The organism is Flavobacterium inviolabile (assembly GCF_013389455.1).
Taxonomy (GTDB): Bacteria; Bacteroidota; Bacteroidia; order Flavobacteriales; family Flavobacteriaceae; genus Flavobacterium; species Flavobacterium inviolabile.
Map to the genome: position 1 here is coordinate 191,547 of NZ_CP058278.1, position 18,569 is coordinate 210,115.

Consider the following 18,569-nt stretch of genomic DNA (forward strand, 5'->3'; position numbering starts at 1 on the left):
AACCCAAAAACCTAAAAACCCACCAAAACCTACCGGAACTTATGACCAATTTACAGAAAGAGAACTAACCAAGACCGGGACCACTCCACCATGAACAGAACAGCCGGCTGAACAGGAATACCGGAAATCTATGACGAATAACAGCCGTTAGTTAAAAGTTTATTACTTCAAACATGCGGATAGCATCATTAAGGATTTCTTTAATAATACCGCCTCTCAATTTGCCTCTTAAAATTTAACACTGTTCCTAAATGTTAATTTTTTCAAAAAGCATTTTCTATAGGATATTATTTATACTTTTGACGCCTTTGTTCATTATCAATTTATCAATCAATCCACTATTTTTATAAATGATATTCAAAAACCCACTTAAACCATTATGCATTATACTGCCATATTCTTTATTTCTTAGCTTTTTACAATTACAAGCCCAATCCGGCGAAATACAATTGGCAAAAGCGTATGACAGCATTGCAGGAATTCAGGGCCTCAGCATTAGCAACGGCCTGATCCACTCCAATCCTTATCCCGTTCAAAACGGTAAATACAGGTATTTTCGCTCCGATAAATTCGAAAAAGGAACCGTCATTTACAATGACCAGTATTATTATGACATCGATGTTAAATACGATCTCTACAATGATATTTTAATCTTCAAACCCGTAGGTGAAACCAACAATGTGGGAATTGAACTGATTCCGCAAAATGTCAATGCCTTTCTCATTAACGGCAAACGCTTTGTCAATCTCAACAAGGTTGTTTCTCCCCTGTTCACTTTTATCAAAGGCTATTATGAAGAAAACATCAGCGGTAAAAACTTTACGTTTTATATCAAACGTCATAAAGACCGCCGTGAAACTGTAACCGGAACAAGGATTTACAATGAATTTGAAAACAATGATGAATATTATGTTTACAGAGACAATAATTTCCACAAAGTAGCTTCAAAAAGTGATGTTATCGCATTATTTCCTGATCTCAAGAAAAAAATCAATGACATCTACAGCATGAACAAATCCATCGAAAAAGAAGACAAAACACAATTCTTTGAAGAGTTAATGCAAAAAATAAACAATTTACTCGAAAATAAAACCCATTAATAATGAGGAAATTTCTACTTACCCTATTTATTATAACTTTTAGCCAGTTATTGTTTGCCCAGGAAAAACAAAAATTATCAATAGAATTCAACAATACTGATATTCAGTCTGCTTTAAAAAAGATTGAAACTACCACTAATTATAAGTTCTATTTTGACAGCAGTTGGCTGGACGCATACAAAACACCCATTACTAAAAGCTATACAGACACCGCTGTAGACGAAATCTTAAGCGATATTTTTGCCAATACGGATCTAAACTTTTTTATAGACAATAAAAACATCATCCTGACCAACAACAGCATCATCTATGACAAGCTGGTGGACAATTATTTTGGAAATACCACAAAATCAAATCCAAATGAAGTGGTGATCCAGGGTGATCCTGTTTTTTATCAGCAATATGACGATGCGCAGGGAAATCCTGACACGCGAAGCAATTCTGTATCTTTAATTGGAAAAGAAGGCAAAAAAACAGGAAAGAAAACATTTGAACTTTCCGGTTATATCAAGAACACCAAAAACGGAGAACCGATATCGAATGTTGTTGTTAAGACTCAAAACAATGAGGCTACCGCAATTACCGATGAAAAGGGTTACTATAGCATGCAGGTACCTTCCGGCTTGAACATTGTTGAAATCGAATCTTTTACACACAAAAAAGTTTCCCGAAAAGTAATGATGTACAACAACGGTACACTAAATATGAGTGTAACCGAGAATGTAACCCAGCTGGAGGAAGTAAATGTGCGCGGAAAAAGACGTGAAGGAGCAAAAGGCAACATTGCCGGTGTGACCACGATCAATCTTAGAGATTTAAAGAATGTCCCTACTGTTTTGGGAGAAAGAGACATCCTTAAGATCGCGACAACAATACCAGGAATCAAAACAGCCGGTGAAGGATCGTCCGGAGTAAATGTCAGAGGAGGAAAAGAAGATCAGAATTTATTCCTTTTAGACAATGCTACCCTGTATAATCCGTCTCACTTCTTTGGTTTTTTCTCGGCAATCAACCCGTACACCATTGATAAAGCAGATATTTATAAAGGTAGTATCCCGGCAGAATTCGGAGGAAGACTATCGTCTGTATTTGACATCAGCACTAAAAAAGGCGATGTAAACAAAGTAACCGGTGAAGCAGGAATTGGTCCGGTGACCAGCAATGTGACCGTTAGTACCCCTATCGTTAAAGGAAAATCGAGTTTATTGGCCGGCGTACGTGCTACTTACTCAGACTGGATTTTAAAATCACTGAATGAAGAATCTTTAAAAAACAGTAAAGCCGGTTTTTATGACGGAATTTTAAAATACAGCCATCAGATCAACGATAACAACAGTATTGAAGCAACGGCTTATTACAGTCATGATTCCTTCAGCATCACGTCGGATTCACTATACAAATACAGCAACCGACTGGCTTCTCTGAAATGGAATCACAAGTTCAATGAAAAGCACAAAGGGGATTTGATCTTAACCAATACCCAATACAAGTTCAACATCGATTTTGATGAAGACACAACCTTAAAATCGTTTGATTATGGTTATAAAATCAACGAAACGCAGTTACAGTTAAAAATGGAATATGCCCGTGACAAAAAGCATACTTTCAGCTACGGACTGTCCAGTAAATTATACGGAATCGACCCGGGATACCTGTCGGTTAAAAACCCGCAGTCACCACTGTTACCGGTTACTATAGCCAGTGAAAAAGGATTGGAATCGGCTTTATTTGTTGGTGATGCTTTTAAAGTAACAGACAAGTTGTTATTCAACATTGGTTTACGTTATTCTATTTTTGCCGCTTTAGGTGCTTCATCGCAAAGAATATACGAAGACAATTTACCGAAAAGCGATGCTACCGTTAAGGAAGTACAGGCTTTTGGCAGCAATGAAGTTGTAAAAACCTATGGTGGTTTTGAACCGAGAATTTCAGCTAAATATTCATTTACCGAAGATTTTTCAGCAAAAGTGAGCTATGACAAAACCTACCAGTACATGCATTTACTATCCAGCAACACGACACAGTCGCCAATGGACAGCTGGAAATTATCAGACATCAATGTAAAACCGCAAAATGCACAACAATTCTCATTAGGTTTTTACAAAACACTGAGCGAAGGCTTGTTTGAAGTGAGCTTGGAAGGTTATTATAAAAAGATGAACAATATCCTGGATTATAAAGTAGGTGCCGAACTGGTATTAAATGAACATATCGAAACCGAACTGTTACAGGGTAAAGGAAAAGCTTACGGGGTGGAATTATTACTAAAGAAAACTACCGGAAAATTAAACGGCTGGGTTGGCTATACCTACTCCAGAACTTTTATCAAGTTAGACAGTCAGTTTGACGAGGAAAAAGTGAATAACGGGGATTATTTTGCTGCCAATTTTGACAAGCCACATGACTTTAGCGCTGTTTTAAATTATAAATTTACCAAGCGTTACAGTTTGTCGATGAACTTTATTTACCAGACCGGAAGACCAATTACCTATCCGGTAGGAACTTACCATTACGGAAATGCAGAATATACCCTGTATAGTGACCGAAACAAATTCAGAATTCCGGATTATTACCGTTTGGATATCGGACTGAATATTGAAGGAAATCATAAAATCAAAAAATTTGCACATAGTTTCTGGAACATATCCGTTTATAATGTGTTAGGAAGAAATAACCCATACTCTGTTTATTTTGTTACCAAAGAAGGAGAGATCAAGGCTTACAAAACCTCTATTTTCTCTATTCCGGTACCAACGGTAACCTATAACTTCAAATTTTAACAGCATAAAAGAATTCGATGAAAACATCCATTTTAACAAAACTCGTTTCATTTCTTCTTGTTTGCCTGAGCATAATGAGCTGTACGGATCCGTATCAAATGAAAACCGATACGTTTGAAGACGCCATTGTTATTGAAGCGACAATAACGAATGTACTGGAAAAACAAACCCTGAAATTATCCCGTACCTATCGTTTTGAAGATGCAGGACCTGTATTTGAAGAAGACGCAACCGTTACCGTTACTGACAGTGACGGCAACGTGTACAACTTCGTTGAAGAAAACGAAACGTATGTGTCCACAACTGCCTTTCAGGCTGTTGCAGGCAAACAGTACCAATTATCCGTTACCACCAGCGACGGCAGAAAATATGTGTCCAATCAGGAAATCTTACCGGCTGTAAACAATATTGAAAGTGTTGCGGCCAGCGTGCAAACGCAGGACAATGTGAGAGGTGTTGAGATCCGGGTAAAAAGTTTCGATCCTACGAACAGTTCCAAATACTACCGCTACGAATATGAAGAAACCTATAAGATTATCTCTCCTAAATGGAGACCTTATAAAGCAGTCATAACCGGTCCGCAGGAAATTGAAATCGTTCCGAGAACGGAAGAGGCACAAACGTGTTACAGCACCGATAAATCAACCGATATTATTTTAGTAAATACAAATGAAACTCAGGAAGACCGCGTCGATTTTGCAGTACGCTTTATTAGTGCTAAAAACTACATCATCAGTCATCGTTACAGTATTTTAGTACGTCAGTATGTTCAGAATTTACATGCTTTCACGTTCTATAAAAACCTGAAAAAAATATCGGGATCCGGAAATATACTCTCTCCGAATCAGCCCGGATTTCTGAGCGGTAACATTAAATGCGTTAACAGTCCTAACGAAAAAGTAATTGGTTTTTTTGATGTAGCATCCGTTTCCAGCAAACGAATTTTCTTCAATTATGCCGATCTTTTTCCTGGCGAACAACTGCCTCCGTTTAAGGTGAACTGTAACGAGATGGAACAAAATTTGTGCTTTAGTCCTGTCCCGACCTGTCATGGTGGTTCCATTATGTCCTATTTAGGCTCCAACACCATGGCTGTATATGAATATATGAGTGCTCCGGTATATGTTCTTGTACCGACACCTTGTGCTGATTGCACCTCGTTTTCTTCGAATGTAATACCTCCGTTTTGGGAATAGAAATGTATTAATAAGGCTTTAAGGATATATAGCTGTTACTTACCATTTCTTACATCGGATTATAGAAAATTATAATTTTATGAAAACAAAAGAAATACTCAAACTGATGTCGCTTCTGCTGATGTGCTTAGGCATATTAAGCTGTACAGATCCGTATCAGATGAAAACGGATACCTTTGAAGAGGCTATAGTTATAGAGGCTACAATAACCAATGTTTTACAAAAACAGGTTATCAAAGTATCCCGCACCTATCGTTTTGAGGATAACGGACCTGTATTTGAACAAAGCGCTCAGGTAACTATGACGGATAGCGATGGAAACCTGTACAATTTTGTTGAAGAAAACGGAGCTTATGCTTCCGCAAATGCATTCCAGGCAGTTCCCGGAAAACAATATCAATTAACGGTAATTACCAGCGATGGTAAAAAATATGTTTCCGATCAGGAAATGCTATCGCCCGTTAACAATATAGAAAGTGTAACTGCAAGTGTAGAAACACGGGATCAAAAGAGAGGTGTTGAAATTAAAGCACAATGTTTCGATCCTACAAACAGTGCGAAATATTACCGATACGAATATGAAGAAACCTATAAAATTGTAGCACCCAGATGGCGATCATACAAAATCCTTATTACCGGTCCTCAGTCGTTTGAACTTGTTCCAAGAACTGAAGAAGCACAAACATGTTATAGCACAGACAAGTCAACAGATATTATTCTATTCAGCACTGATGATAGTGAAGAAGCCCGTGTAGACTTTGCGTTTCGTTTTATCAGTGACCAGAATTATATCATCAGTCATCGCTACAGCGTTTTAGTACGCCAGTATGTCCAGAATCTGAATGCTTACAATTATTATAAATATCTAAAAAAAATATCCGGAACCGGAAGTATATTTTCGCCTAACCAACCCGGTTTTTTAAGTGGTAATATTAAATGTGTAAACAACCCTAACGAAAAAGTAATTGGTTTTTTTGATGTATCATCCGTTTCCAGCAAAAGGATTTTCTTCAATTATACCGACCTTTTTCCGGGCGAACATCTGCCACCTTATAAAATTAATTGCGACGGAATAAAACAAATTTTTTGTTTTACCCCCGGTCCCGGTTGTAACGGTGCACCGATGATGAACTGGTTCTATAATAATCTAATGTGTGTGTATGATGATGAAGAAGCTCCTAAATATCATTTAGTACCCACTCCATGTGCTGATTGCACCTCATTTTCGTCTAACTTAATACCTCCTTTTTGGGAATGAAAAAAAATATCTTATATATAGCACTATTAACGTCTTGCTTTTTTACACAAAATGTAGCCAGTCAAGGCAGTTCAAAAAGCAGCAATCTGATTGCTACCGCTAAAGAAACCGTATATCTTCACGCTAACACAACAACGCTTTTAACTGGGGAATCCTTTTACTACAGCTTGTACTGTGTGAATATGAATAATTATACTGCAAGTCCTATAAGCAAAATCGCTTATATTGAATTAATCGATGCCGGTCGTACCAGTGTTCTAAAACAGAAAGTGCTCCTTAAAAAAGGGATTGCCCAGGGCGATTTCTTTATCCCGACAACACTTAAAACCGGTAATTACAAACTGGTTGCCTACACGAACTGGATGCTGAACGGAGCATCGTCTGAAATCTCTCAGACAGACATTGCGATCATCAATCCGTTCCAGCCTTCGAAAGAATTTTCAAACCAGGAACTAAACAGTATTTTTCCGGTTGAAAAACGCAATCCTGAAAAAACTTCCAACGATGTTTTAGCCATTGAAACCAGTAAGAAAACATTTGCCAGCAGAGAGCAGGTGAACATTACGGTAAAGCCGGCAGCAAACATAAAAGGAAACTATTCCCTGTCTGTACGAAAAATTGATGCCTTAGAAATGGCTGCCAGAAAAAGTACTGAAGAGCTGCTTTCACAAAATAAAAACCATCCGGCGGCAACAGCTTCCAATGTTTTTTATATTCCGGAATACCGGGGAGAAGTACTGACCGGAAAAATAGTTTCAAAAAGTAAAACAACTGATGTTTACGACAAATCCGTTGCCCTGTCTGTTCCCGGAAAATCTTTTGGGTTTAAAATCGTGAATACGGATAAATCCGGTAAATTTATTTTTACGCTTGATGAACATCCGAACACTTCCGGTGTTATTATTCAGGTGGTGGCCGATAACCGCGAGGATTATGCTATTGAAATGGAAAATTGGAAAGGCTTTGATCTTTCGCAGTTAAACTTTCCTCCAAACTTCAGTTTAAACGCAAATTATAAAAAAGCAATAGAAAACCGTTCTACAGCTAATCAGATCGAAAATGCTTACTATACCAGAAAAAGAGACAGTCTTGAAGCAGCACCAAAGCAACTGCCTTTTTACAATCCGCTGCAAAAAGACTATATCCTTGACGATTACGAACGATTCAGCTCTTTTAAAGAAACCATTATTGAAATCACAAGAGAGTTATTTTACAGAGAGAAAAACGGCAAATATTCTTTGCACATCAGAAACAACACAACCAATGACGGTTCATTAGACATTCCGCTGGTTATGGTGGACGGGTTAATGATTCAGGACAACAGCGAGCTTTTTAATTATAACACGAATAATATTTATAAAATCTCGATTATCAGCAAACCGTATATCTATGGTTCGATGTCTTTTAGCGGCATCATCAGTATCATTACCAAAAGTTATGATTACCAGACCAAAGCTTCGGGTGATTTTATCAAAAAAACGGAGATTTCAAGACCTGTAAAAAACAAAAAATACCACAGCCCTAAATATGACGGTAGCCACAACCTGGAACGAATTCCGGACTACAGATACCAGTTATTATGGCTGCCGGAGCTGGCTGTTGCCAACGAACCTGCCAACGTTTCTTTTTACACTTCCGATGTTAAAGGAACTTTTGAAGTAATCCTGGAAGGTTTTACAGAAAACGGCAAACCGGTTTCCCTGAGAGATTATATAGAAGTGCAATAATTTTTAACCGCTGCATTATCCTGAATATTTGATTCTGAAATGCACAACAAACTTTAAAAGGCTATTACCATGGTAATAGCCTTTTTTTTCACTTATTCCGATTCATGAAAAAGAGTATTCCTTTTAAATGGTATCCCTTTCCGGATTAGGTAGGCATGGTAAAAACTGGGAACATCATACGTCCATTTGGGCAATAACAGTATGATCAGAAAAACATCCAGATGGGATATTAGTCCAAAAAACACCGCTGTTTTCATCGCCCAGCCGCCATAACTGAAACCGATTATCGCAACAAAAACCGCGAGCAAAGTCAGTCCCCATAGTTTGGACAGCAAGGCATGCGTACAGGTTTCTTTTCCAAACTTTGCAATACTGACCACATAAGTCATCGCTTCCATTACAAAAACAACCGTTATCGGAATTTTATAGGCCAGGATAACTTCCGGATTTAACAGCCAGGAGCACCAGCCCACACACAGCCAGAAAACCAGATCCGTCTGACTGTCCATCCGCCGTAATTGCGGCGACGACACGCCTGCTTTTCGTGCTGCGATGCCGTCAAAAATATCCGACAGCAGCCCTAAAACCATCAGGACAACCAGCTCAAAACGTATTGCTGCTCCAAAACGATAGGTCAGCGCGATCATAACAGGCCCCAAAAGAAGCCTGAATATGATGAGTACAATAGGGATTCTTTTCATCATCTAACTTTTAAATTGCCAGTTCACAAAAGGAAGCCTTCTTTTGCCGTTCGTATTCCACAATCCCAGCTGAACCCCTCTCAGGTTTTTAGCATTATTAAACAAACCGATCTGTACGCCGCGATACTCCCGGGATACATTTGAAACAGCCAGCTGCAAACCGCTCCCGGTATTGATCATGTTGGCAATCCCGCAAACCGAAATACCATTCATATTTTCGGTACTCAAGATTGCCGCGGTAACAGAAACACCGTTCATTTTATTCATCACAGAAACAACACAAATATTCAGTCCGTTAACCTGTGCTCCTGTCAAAAAGCCCCCCGAACTCACATTCAATCCGTTAATCCGGGTATGTATTATGGCGTCATCCCGCTTTAAAAAGGTCCTCCTTAAAGAAAAACTGTCATAAGGCTCCTTTCTTGCTCCAACAATAAGACTTTCAAATGCAATACCCAGTCCAAAAGTAAATAACCCGACTGCTATCGGGCTGGCTTCGATATTTAAACCGTTCACTTCCTGAAATTTTATTTTACTGTTTCTATAATGTCCCACACCTAAAGTCAATCCGTTTACCTTATTGACCCTACTGTGAATTGGCGACAAACTGAATATCCGGACACTGTCTGCCCGACTACCCTTTTCAGACAGTTCTTTAGCATACACCGTGCTATGCCCGTCACCAACAGCTGCAGCTAACTGCTCATCAGTTGTAACCTTTGCCGTTTCCTGCGACAAAACAGCGTTTGAAAGCAGCAGCATAAAAAAAGCAACGAATTTTAGTTTCATAATGTTCCTGTTTAGAATTACCATCCAAACCTATTGCAATTTTCACATGTAAAATTGTGTATAATAATATTTAAAAGTTTTAAATTTGTGATTATCGCAAATTATGAAAGAACAGGAAATCCTTTTAAAAGCTATCCGGAAACAGCTTCCGGACAATACTTCGCTGATTAACGAGCTCTCCGCAGTCTTAAACATAAGTTATGATGCCGCTCATCGCCGCATTTCCCAAAAAAGCAAATTCACCATAGAAGAAACTGTAGCCCTTTGCCGGCATTATAAGATCTCTATGGATACCTTATTTTTCCAAAACCGGAAAGTAATCGTAGAGAAAACGAAGGAAATCAATTCGATGGATGACATGATTGAATATTTCAAACACTCTTCCGAAAAATTACAACTGTTCACGGCACTTTCCGAAACAAAAATGTTTTATTCGGCAAAAGACATCCCGCTTTTCTATACTGTCGATGGTACGTTGCTGTCTAAATTCAAACTATATGTGTGGATGAACCTTCTGAACGGCAATAAAAACCAGGAATCCTTTGAGAAATTTTCAATTGACGGACAGTTGTCCGAATATACCCAGATCCTGAAAAAAGTGTACGAATCGGTTGAAGTACATGAAATATGGAACGACACGACCATAAACAGCAGCCTGCAGCAAATCTTATATTTTTTTGAAGCCGGTTTGGTCACCTTTCAGAATGCGATCGTATTATATGACGATTTAAAAGCCATACTGAATAAAGCAGAAGAAAAATGTGCTAAAAACCCCTTATATAACCTTTATTATAACGAACTGCTTATCTTAAACAATAATGTATTGTTAACTGATGGTAACCGGCAGGCGCTTTTTATCCCATATACCATGCTGGGCTATTTTATTACGGACGATGCCGAAACCTGTTCCGGCACGCAACGCTTTTTTTCACACCAGATCCAGAATTCAAAATCACTCAAACAGTCCGGCACTAAGGATCGTAAGCAATTCTTTAACAAATCCTTACACAAAATAGATTTTTATATCGAGCGTCTTAAAAACGAGATCAAAATAGATTTTTAAAATATTTTTTAAATTAATGTAACTTTTTTATAACCTGTTACGTATAATTACTGAATACTTAAAAAGAGGAGATTCTTAAATGAGACAACTTAAAATTACCAAGCAGGTAACTAACCGTGAAACTGCTTCCTTAGACAAGTACCTACAAGAAATTGGAAAAGTTGACTTGATTACCGCCGATGAAGAGGTAGAATTAGCACAAAGAATTAAAGCCGGAGACCAGAGAGCCTTAGAGAAATTAACAAAGGCCAACCTGCGTTTTGTGGTATCGGTTGCTAAACAGTATCAGAATCAAGGTTTAACTTTACCCGATTTGATTAATGAAGGTAACTTGGGGTTAATTAAAGCTGCACAACGTTTTGACGAAACACGTGGTTTCAAATTCATTTCGTATGCGGTTTGGTGGATTCGTCAGTCTATTTTACAGGCTTTGGCAGAACAATCTCGTATTGTTAGATTACCATTAAACAAAATTGGCTCTATCAATAAAATCAACAAGATGTATGCTTTATTAGAGCAATCTAATGAACGTGCTCCTTCTGCTGAGGAAATTGCAAAAGAACTGGACATGACTGTTAATGATGTTAAGGAGAGTATGAAAAACTCCGGTCGTCATTTATCCATGGATGCTCCGTTAGTGGAAGGTGAAGACTCTAATCTTTATGACGTATTACGTTCCGGTGAATCACCAAATCCAGACAGGGAACTGATTCATGAATCTTTACGTACAGAAATCGAAAGAGCTTTGGAAACCTTAACACCTCGTGAGGCTGACGTAGTAAGATTGTATTTCGGATTAGGTGATCAGCACCCGATGACATTGGAAGAAATCGGAGAAACTTTTGATTTAACCCGTGAGCGTGTACGCCAGATTAAAGAAAAAGCGATCAGAAGATTAAAACACACCTCCAGAAGTAAGATTCTAAAAACTTATTTAGGATAAATTTTATATGAAAATTAAATGTTTATTATATCTTTATAACTTGAACATTTAAGCTAAAAATATTTAAAGTAACAACAGTTTCAATAACTGTTCGTTTTTTGATTGATGATTGAAACTCCGGCTGATTACCGGAGTTTTATTTTTATAGCAGCTTTCATAGTCCTGTCAACAGAAGCCGGCTGCCGGATTTAACAATTCTTATGCACTTCTGTTCCTGATAATTTTAACATTATAACTATCTTTGCACAAACACAACACAACATAATGAAAAATAGTATTATAGCTCCTTCTGTACTGGCTGCTGATTTTGCTAATCTGCAACGCGATATAGAAATGATTAACAACAGTCAGGCCGACTGGTTTCATATTGATATTATGGACGGCGTTTTCGTTCCGAACATCTCTTTCGGAATGCCGGTTCTTGAAGCAATCAACAAACACGCTAAAAAAACAATCGATGTACATTTGATGATCGTAGATCCGGATCGTTATATCAAAACCTTTAAAGATCTGGGTACGGATATCCTTACCGTACATTACGAAGCGTGCACGCACCTGCACAGAACCCTTCAGGCAATAAAAGCAGAAGGTATGAAAGCCGGTGTAGCCCTAAACCCGCACACCAATGTCGCTTTACTGGAAGATGTGATTAACGACATCGATTTAGTATGCATCATGAGCGTAAATCCGGGATTTGGAGGTCAGTCTTTTATTGAGAACACCTATAAAAAGGTAAAACAGTTAAAAGAGATCATCACCCGTAACAATGCGGCGACCATTATTGAAATTGACGGTGGTGTAACCGATAAAAATGCGCGACAGCTGGTGGAAGCCGGTGCCGATGTACTGGTTGCAGGAAGTTTTGTATTTAAAGCTACAGACCCGATCGCTACCATTGCCGATTTAAAAAAGATCACAACCTTATAGTTTGAACATAAAAAAAGCAGTCCATCCGGACTGCTTTTTTGTTTTATATAGGTATTCCTTATTCTTTGATCAATTTGGTTTTAACAATTTCATTATTGTCAACATCAAACGTTTTTACCAGATACACTCCTTTATTTAATCCGGAAATATTAACCGGATAATTGTCTGCATCTGCAACAACCAGTTTCTGATCCATTACTTTTGCACCTTTTAAATCATAAATTTCAACACGTCCCGGCACAGCCTGCGTGGCATTGTAATTTACTCTTAAGTTAAAAGACTCCAAAGCCGGATTCGGGTAAAGGGAAACTTTATTATTTGAAATAAAACTCTCTGTTCCCAAGAATGCCTGGTAGTTAATGATAAATGGCATATCCACCGACAAGCCCGAACCTCCGTCTGCCAATGCTGCCCATGCTGTTCCACTGTGCTGTTTTGCATTCCATGCCGGTAAATTCACCGTTCCCGGAATCGTTACAGCAGGAAAGAAAATAGACGAATCATTGGTAGCATGAACCTGATAATCTACCCAATAGGTTCCCGGAGCAAGGTTAGCCGTGATGTTACCGCTTACACGCCAAACTTTACGGGTTGTACCGGCATTGTTATTCCCAATCCGATACATTAACGCATCTCCGCTGTTTGCAGCGCTGTAAACGTTTGTAATCAAATCTCCCGCAACAATACTTGAAGTTCCTACAGACGGGTCGCCGTTCCATATCTGAACTCTTAACTGGTCAATTGGCGGTGTTGTTCCCGTATAACTTGTCTGGTAACAGAAAAAGTCAACAGAAGTGACATTTAACGCCGAGGTAATTGTGAAATTATCCGCTAACCGGAAGTTACTGGTACCAGCCGTGTTGAAAATACCTCCGGATCCCAAAGTGGTATTGGTAACTCCGCCCACACTCTGTAATTCACTCCAGGTGTAGCCTGCCGGCGATGTTGAAGTACCGTTTGATGTAGTGGTACCGGTGCTCACAGCACCATTGTTGTAGAAATTCTGCGCGGAAGCAGTCACTCCTAATAAGGCCAAAGATAATGCGGCCAACACATTCTTTTGAGTAGTTTTCTTCATAATATTCAAATTAATTGTTTTTCAGCATTAAAATTAACAATTAATTTGAATATTACTCACTATGATAACAATATTAATACTGGCTAACCAAATATTTAATAAGATCTGTAGTCGTTACAATACCTACAAGCAGGTCGCCTTCCACTACCGGTAAGGCATGGAACTCTTTGTTCGCTAAAATTTCGGCTGCTTCTTTTATGGTACTATCCGGCGAAATCGTTACTAATTTCTTAGCCATTACCTGTTCAATAGTAAACATATTATACACGGTAGTATCGACAATTTCATCATCGTCGTCTACTGCATCCACGAAAGAAATGCGGAGCAAATCGGTATAACTTAACATCCCTACAATAACGCTGCCGCGAACTACAGGAATATGCCTGATGTTATTTTTTTTAAAGAGTAACTCCGCCTTGGTTAAATCATCAGACACGTTGAGTTTAACCACATTTTTAGTCATAATGGACGATACCGGAACACGATGTTTCATAACTTTATGTTTTTGATTATGAGCTAATTTAGCCTAATAAAGTTACAAAAACATTGACAAAAATCATGTTTAAATAGAAAGTTCTTGCTTAAAATTCCACCGATCCGGTTAATTCTTTTAAAGCCACTTCTGAAATTTTTGCCTGGAATTTTGCCGCACTATGACGCGTACGTGCCGTAATATAGTTCAATTGTGCATTACGGAATTCTATAGTAGTGATGGTACCGATTTTGAATTTTTCCAAAGTAATTTCCAGATTCTGCCGGGCAATTTCTTCGTTCTTTTCTTCCAGTTTGGACAGTTCCAGATTGGTTAAATACGACTGGTAAACCGTTGCCAGCTGAACATTCAGATTCTGCTTTTGTTTATCCAGCAGAAAGCTTGAGTTCTCAACCTGCAAATTGGCTATTTTCTCATTACGGTGCTGTAAAAAACCATTGAAAATATTCAACGTGGCACTCAATCCGTAATTCAGTCCTTTTGTAGAGGATTGGGTCACGAAACCTAAACTGGATTCCGTTTCCGAAAAATTATAACCGGTATTGACCCGCACCACCGGGTAACGGCTCGATTTCACTTGTTTTAAATCGAGTTCCGCCACTCTTTTATTAATAATGGCTATTTGTACATCCGGGTTTTGTTTGTCGGCTAAAGCGATCAAATCGACCAATACCAGCTTGTCATCAATTTTCACGGTTTCCACCACACTAAAATCGGTGGTAACCGCTCTTGCCAGCAATTCGTTTAAAGCCGATTTTGTATTGGCAAAAAGTTCTTTCTGGCGCAGTAAATTTGACGCATCCGTATTCAGGTCCACCTGTGCATTCAGCACTTCCAGTTTGGATGCTTTCCCAATTTTAAAACGGTTATCTGCCGTTTGCAGTCTTTGTTTTGAAATAACGATAGTGGTATCCAGCGTTGCCAGCTGTTGCTGTTGCTGTACCAGATCATAATACATGGATAATACATCGGCAATTTTGGTTACTATAGCCGATTTTAATTGTGCTTCACCCTGCTTTTCCAGTTCTTTCAGCTGATCGTAACGGGCAAACATTTTAAATCCGTCAAAAACGGTCCAGCCTAACGTAACGCCATAATTCAAGCTGTTGTTTTTGGCATTATCCAGTTTTCTTTCCGTTCCGTCCGCCTGTGTTTGCGTCGAATTCTGGATATTGTTGTTCTGGGTTAATGTGGCGTCCAGTTTGGGCAGCATTCCGGCATTGGCAATGCCTACATTTTTTTCACTTATTTTAGCCTGATTCGCTGCTATTAAAATATCGTAATTGTTTTTCAGCGCAATTTCAACAGCTCCCTGCGCCGTTAAAACTTCCTGCGCATCAACCGTTCCGACAAATAATACCGCTATAAAAATAAATAGATAACTCTTCATAATTAATCCTTAATATTATCAAACTCCGGGCGATGTTTACGGGCTCTGGACCACATTAAATAAATAGCCGGAATAACAAATAATGTCAACACCAATGAGAATATCGTACCTCCAACGATAACGATTCCCATACCCATTCTACTTTGTGAAGCAGCTCCAAGCGACATCGCAATTGGCAGTGCACCCAAAGCAATCGCCAAACTCGTCATCAGGATCGGTCTCAAACGCGATTCGGCAGCTTCCACTATTGCTTCATATTTATCTTTTCCTTCCTCCCTCAGCTGGTTGGCAAACTCCACGATTAAGATACCGTTCTTCGTTACCAGACCAATTAACATAATGGTCCCAATCTGGCTAAAGATGTTCCAGGTCTGACCAAACAGCCAAAGCGACAATAAGGCTCCGGCAACCGCCATTGGAACGGTCAGGATAATGATAAAAGGATCTATAAAACTTTCAAACTGTGCCGCTAAGATCAGGAAGATCAGGAGCAGGGCCAAACCGAAAGCAAAGGAAGTATTCGAGCTACTTTCCACAAAGTCGCGGGATTCTCCTCCCAGATCGGTTGTAAAACTATCGTCCAGTACTTTCGCACGTACTCGCTCCATGGCCTCAATACCCTCCCCCAGACTTTTCCCCGGTGCCAGACCAGCCGAAACGGTAGCCGACATATAACGGTTGTTGTGGTACAATTGCGGCGGACTGCTTTGCTCTTCAATCGTTACCAGGTTGTCCAGCTGAATCAACTGTCCGTCTTTATTACGCACAAACATTGATGTTAAATTCATCGGAGCACTTCTGTCTTTTTTATCAAACTGTCCCATTACCTGGTACTGTTTTCCGTTCATCATAAAGTATCCGAAACGCTGGCCGCTCAAAGACAACTGTAAGGTCTGTGCCACATCAATTACCGAAACACCCAGGCTTTGGGCTTTTTCCCGGTCAATGCTCACATAAATTTCGGGTTTATTGAATTTCAGATTCACATCGGTAATGGAGAAGGTAGGATCTTTCGATATTTCATCCATAAATTCCGGAATCTTTTCCTGCAATTTTTTAAAGTTCGGCGCCTGAATGATGTATTGAATCGGCAATCCGCCTCTTCTGTTTACCGCAATAGTAGGCGATTCCGAAACAGCGACTTTTGCTTCCGAATATTGTTTTGTCCATTTTGACAAATCATCTGCGATTTGCTTCTGGGTTTTCTTTCTTTCATTAGGCTCTACCAGTGACAATCTCGCCACACCACTGTTCACCGATGACGAACCAAATCCCGGAGAGGTGATAATCAAACTCACTTTCTTTTCCGGTACCGAATCGTTAATCAGCTCCGTTAGTTCCGTCATAAAACGGTCCATATAATCGTAGGTTGCCCCTTCCGGAGCCGTTACCCTAAGACTCAGAAAGCTTCTGTCGTCATAAGGTGCCGTTTCTTTCTGAATGATGGTAAAGAACAAAGCAATTAAACCGATACAGCCTATCAGGATCGGGAAACTCAGCCATTTTCTTTTTAAGAAACCTACTAATGAATTGGCATAGCCTTTATTCAGTTTTTCAAAATAGGGTTCGGTAAGGTTGTAAAACTTCGATTTTTTCTGTTCGCCGCCTTTCATCAGGTAGGCATTCAGCATAGGGGTTAACGTCAGGGACACAAAGGCTGAGATCAATACGGCAGCCCCGATAACCACTCCAAATTCCCGGAACAGTCGTCCTACGAATCCTTCCAGGAAAATCACCGGTAAGAATACCGCAGCCAGTGTAACTGAAATTGAAATTACGGCAAAGAAAATCTCATTCGATCCTTTTACGGCAGCTTCAATAGGGCTCATTCCCTCTTCAACTTTCTTAAAGATATTTTCCGTTACCACAATCCCGTCATCGACCACTAATCCCGTTGCCAGTACAATTGCCAGCAAGGTCAGTACATTTACCGAGAATCCGAAGATATACATGATAAAGAAGGTCGCAATTAACGAAACCGGAATATCAATTAACGGACGGAAGGCAATGGCCCAGTCTCTAAAGAAAAGGTAAATGATCAATACTACCAGGATAACCGAGATTAACAGGGTTTCCGCTACTTCCAATACCGCTTTTTTTACGAAAACCGTATTATCAATGGCAATATTCAGTTTAAAGTCTTTCGGAAGGTCTTTTTTTAACTGGTCGTACTGCACATAAAATTTTTCGGCTATATCCAGATAGTTGGTTCCCGGTTGCGGGATAATAGCCATACCAACCATTGGCTGACCGGAGTCGCTTAATTTTGTTTCCAGGTTTTCCGCTTCCAGGGATGCTTTTCCAACATCGCTTAAACGGACAATTTTATCACCAGCTGCACGGACAATAATATTGTTGAATTCTTCTTCCGTCGATAAGTTTCCAATTGTTTTTACCGTCAGCTCTGTATTTTCACCTGTCAGTTTACCCGATGGCAATTCGACATTCTGCTTGTTCAGTGCATCCCGCACGTCCGAAACGGTACAGCCGTATGAAGCCAGTTTTACCGGATCGATCCAAAGCCGCATTGCATATTTGCGCTGTCCCCAGATCTGTACGCTACTTACTCCGGGAATGGTTTGCAAACGCTGTGCGATAACATTATCGGCATAGTCGCTTAATTCCAGTACGTTTTTGTTGTCACTCTGCACCGTCATCGTGATGATGGGCTCCGAATCGGCATCTGCTTTCGAAACTACCGGCGGCGCATCAATATCCTGCGGCAGGCTTCTTACAGCCTGGGCAACTTTATCACGCACGTCATTCGCCGCTTCTTCCAGGTTTTTATCCAGGTTAAACTCAATGGTAATATTACTGCTTCCCTGGTTACTTGAGGAAGTTATATTCCGGATACCGTCAATCGAGTTGATTGCTTTTTCAAGCGGTTCGGTGATCTGCGATTCGATAATATCGGCATTCGCGCCGGCATAGCTTGTTCGTACCGAAATCTGCGCCGGGTCAATAGACGGGAATTCGCGGACTCCCAGATAGGTATAACCAATTACTCCGAAAAGTATCAACATTAAGTTGATTACTATCGTCAGAACCGGTCTTTTGATACTTATAGTAGATAAACTCATTTTGATGTTGTATGCATTACTTTAAGGCCTGCGGACAGGTCTTA

14 protein-coding genes are annotated in these 18,569 nt (G+C 39.6%); 8 read left to right on the forward strand and 6 right to left on the reverse strand.

Going from position 1 to position 18,569, the window contains the following annotated elements:
* The first annotated feature begins 350 nt into the window (after nt 1–350).
* The 5 genes from HW120_RS00815 to HW120_RS00835 all read left to right on the forward strand — a co-directional run bounded on the left by HW120_RS00815 (nt 351) and on the right by HW120_RS00835 (nt 8,061).
* The gene (locus HW120_RS00815; RefSeq protein WP_177729999.1) at nt 351–1,100 is read left to right on the forward strand and encodes a hypothetical protein; all 750 of its coding nucleotides are present in this window, start codon (nt 351–353) and stop codon (nt 1,098–1,100) included.
* 2 nt (nt 1,101–1,102) lie between these two features.
* Nucleotides 1,103–3,880: a TonB-dependent receptor gene (locus tag HW120_RS00820; protein ID WP_177730000.1), complete on the forward strand. Its 2,778-nt coding sequence runs from the start codon at nt 1,103–1,105 to the stop codon at nt 3,878–3,880.
* A 17-nt stretch (nt 3,881–3,897) separates the two neighbouring features.
* Complete coding sequence (locus tag HW120_RS00825; protein WP_177730001.1) at nt 3,898–5,076, forward strand: DUF4249 domain-containing protein; 1,179 nt, start codon at nt 3,898–3,900, stop codon at nt 5,074–5,076.
* Nucleotides 5,077–5,155: 79 nt separating this feature from the next.
* Nucleotides 5,156–6,334, forward strand: a complete 1,179-nt coding sequence (locus tag HW120_RS00830) for a DUF4249 domain-containing protein (protein WP_177730002.1) — start codon at nt 5,156–5,158, stop codon at nt 6,332–6,334.
* On the forward strand, nt 6,331–8,061 hold the full coding sequence (locus HW120_RS00835; RefSeq protein WP_177730003.1) for a hypothetical protein: 1,731 nt from the start codon (nt 6,331–6,333) through the stop codon (nt 8,059–8,061). Before HW120_RS00830 ends, HW120_RS00835 begins: the two co-directional genes overlap by 4 nt.
* A gap of 92 nt (nt 8,062–8,153) precedes the next feature.
* Here HW120_RS00835 and HW120_RS00840 read toward each other — a convergent pair whose 3' ends face one another.
* Together HW120_RS00840 and HW120_RS00845 are read right to left on the reverse strand one after the other, a co-directional pair.
* On the reverse strand, nt 8,154–8,762 hold the full coding sequence (locus HW120_RS00840; RefSeq protein ID WP_177736101.1) for a CDP-alcohol phosphatidyltransferase family protein: 609 nt from the start codon (nt 8,760–8,762) through the stop codon (nt 8,154–8,156).
* A gap of 3 nt (nt 8,763–8,765) precedes the next feature.
* Nucleotides 8,766–9,551, reverse strand: coding sequence for an LA_2272 family surface repeat-containing protein (locus HW120_RS00845; RefSeq protein WP_177730004.1), 786 nt, complete (start codon nt 9,549–9,551; stop codon nt 8,766–8,768).
* Between the two features lie 103 nt (nt 9,552–9,654).
* Here HW120_RS00845 and HW120_RS00850 point away from each other — a divergent pair, with 103 nt between their 5' ends.
* The 3 genes from HW120_RS00850 (at nt 9,655) to rpe (ending at nt 12,484) form a co-directional block, all read left to right on the forward strand.
* Nucleotides 9,655–10,614: a hypothetical protein gene (locus HW120_RS00850; RefSeq protein ID WP_177730005.1), complete on the forward strand. Its 960-nt coding sequence runs from the start codon at nt 9,655–9,657 to the stop codon at nt 10,612–10,614.
* Between the two features lie 79 nt (nt 10,615–10,693).
* Complete coding sequence (locus HW120_RS00855; RefSeq protein ID WP_020212501.1) at nt 10,694–11,557, forward strand: sigma-70 family RNA polymerase sigma factor; 864 nt, start codon at nt 10,694–10,696, stop codon at nt 11,555–11,557.
* A gap of 264 nt (nt 11,558–11,821) precedes the next feature.
* Entirely contained in the window at nt 11,822–12,484 is a 663-nt protein-coding gene (rpe, locus tag HW120_RS00860; protein ID WP_177730006.1) for a ribulose-phosphate 3-epimerase, read from the forward strand.
* A 58-nt stretch (nt 12,485–12,542) separates the two neighbouring features.
* On the opposite strand, the gene HW120_RS00865 is transcribed toward rpe, so the two are convergent.
* The 4 genes from HW120_RS00865 to HW120_RS00880 form a co-directional block, all read right to left on the reverse strand.
* Nucleotides 12,543–13,562, reverse strand: coding sequence for a T9SS type A sorting domain-containing protein (locus HW120_RS00865; RefSeq protein ID WP_177730007.1), 1,020 nt, complete (start codon nt 13,560–13,562; stop codon nt 12,543–12,545).
* 73 nt (nt 13,563–13,635) lie between these two features.
* On the reverse strand, nt 13,636–14,055 hold the full coding sequence (locus tag HW120_RS00870; RefSeq protein WP_177730008.1) for a CBS domain-containing protein: 420 nt from the start codon (nt 14,053–14,055) through the stop codon (nt 13,636–13,638).
* An 88-nt stretch (nt 14,056–14,143) separates the two neighbouring features.
* Nucleotides 14,144–15,445, reverse strand: a complete 1,302-nt coding sequence (locus HW120_RS00875; protein ID WP_177730009.1) for a TolC family protein — start codon at nt 15,443–15,445, stop codon at nt 14,144–14,146.
* A 2-nt stretch (nt 15,446–15,447) separates the two neighbouring features.
* A complete protein-coding gene (locus HW120_RS00880; protein ID WP_177730010.1) occupies nt 15,448–18,525 on the reverse strand; it encodes an efflux RND transporter permease subunit in 3,078 nt (1,025 codons plus the stop codon).
* Nucleotides 18,526–18,569: the final 44 nt, after the last annotated feature.